We start from the raw sequence: 1,669 nt of genomic DNA, 5'->3' as shown, positions 1-1,669 counted from the left end.
ATCCCAAATACTGGCAGGCCATAACGATGGCGGAAGCCCAAGACTACGCCAACCAAGGGTATTTCGTTGTGGCGGGGTATTTCAATCCAACCGGAGGAAGCGGGCATGTCGTGGTTATTGTGCCGGGTGAAGAGAAATGGTCAAAAACTTGGAATATTGATGTTCCAAAGACAATGGACACAGGAGCCGGCAAAAGAGAAGCACAACAACTTTTAAGCGACAGTTTTGGCTATAAGAAAAAAAAACAAGTAAAATTTTTTTATTATAAAGAACCATGAACAAAAAATTTTTCATTTTTAATTTAATGCTTTTATACACATTTGCTGCAATTCAGGCAACAGATATATTTACGAAAAATGGTGACAAAATCATCACAAACAAACAATTCATACAACTAGGTAGCAACAGCAACGGGCCTACGTCTTCTCCCATGGACATTAATACCTATAAAGATTATATATTGAACACACCCAACAAAAAATACCAATATCATGTGAAATTAGGAGGCAGTTCGCCCAATATGCCACAGAGTGGTACGTATGATGTATTGACTATCACAGACGCTGCCGGCAATATCCTTTTACGCCGTTGGGGATGTGACCCGCTTTATACAACAAAGCATCTGACAGCACGGCAAGACCAAAACAGTCATTTCATCCAAATACCACTGGACGATGACACTTTTGCTTTAATATTCGCAGGATGGCTATATTACTATGAGGACATTGCCGGTGAAATGATAATCATTATAGTCCACAAAGATGAGGCAACATTAGTCTTTGACAGACCGGCAGCCTCTTATTCCTATACACCTGTTCCTAATTTTTCTATAGAATTTATAGAAGAGGTAGGCGGACTTATTGATGATTTTGGCAATCTCCAAGCTACCTCCAACGCACTTTCCACCCGTACCAAACACAAGATATGGAAGGAAGGCAACATGCTCAAATATAAATCATGGAATTAACATACTGAAATATGCGGCGGACAATATTAATACGGTCCGCCGCATAATAAACCTTAAAAACCATGGGGAAATTAACAGCATCATTAGGCATTGCTTACATGACTTTAGTGTCTGCAACAGCGCAGACCGTTGATTTGTTCAAAAGGGAAGGAAAAGATATTATTCCTAAAGAGCAGTTCATTGCATTCTACGAAAAGGAATCCATATTCGATTATGCCAAAGAGAAAAAGACACATATATACAAAGAATTTGACACTACATCATCCAACGGTATTTATCAATACAAAATTTCAATGGGAGGACTATCTCCTAATAGTGAAAATGGCATCTACGAAAATTTAAACATTTCTTATAAAGGGAAAAATATTCTGCATCAATATGGGTACGCCCCTCTATGGGATGTTTCCCTATTAACAATGAATAAAGATGACAGAAATTATTATATTAAAGTCCCCTTAGACGATAACAGTTTTGCACTACTATTCGCCGGCCTTGTTTTCGATGGTGACGATGAAGCCGGTGAAATGATTGTTGTTGTGGTCAATCAGGACAAGGCCACCATGGTTTACGACAGGCCGGCATGTGCTTACTCTTTCACGCCGGCTCCCAACTTTGCCATTGAATTTACAGAAAAAACAGATGACATATTAAATGCCGACGGATATGCCATAGGAACAAAAGCTGACATGAAAGCCACCAAAC

General features: G+C 39.2%; 2 protein-coding genes and 1 pseudogene. All 3 read left to right on the top strand.

Annotation, left to right across the window (positions count from 1 at the left end; all coding sequences use genetic code 11):
- Nucleotides 1-278: pseudogene (locus tag C5S62_RS13450) on the top strand (hypothetical protein); the annotation flags it as partial.
- Nucleotides 275-967, top strand: a complete 693-nt coding sequence (locus C5S62_RS01610; RefSeq protein WP_104403780.1) for a hypothetical protein — start codon at nucleotides 275-277, stop codon at nucleotides 965-967. The pseudogene C5S62_RS13450 and the gene C5S62_RS01610, both read left to right, overlap by 4 nt.
- 62 nt (nucleotides 968-1,029) lie before the next feature.
- On the top strand, nucleotides 1,030-1,669 hold a 640-nt coding region (locus tag C5S62_RS01605), incomplete at its 3' end, for a hypothetical protein (RefSeq protein WP_133159453.1).

The sequence above is a fragment of the Prevotella sp. MGM2 genome (assembly GCF_002933955.1).
GTDB lineage: Bacteria > Bacteroidota > Bacteroidia > Bacteroidales > Bacteroidaceae > Alloprevotella.
The sequence above is the reverse complement of the archived record's forward strand: the minus strand, read 5'-3'. Positions and strand labels throughout refer to the sequence as shown.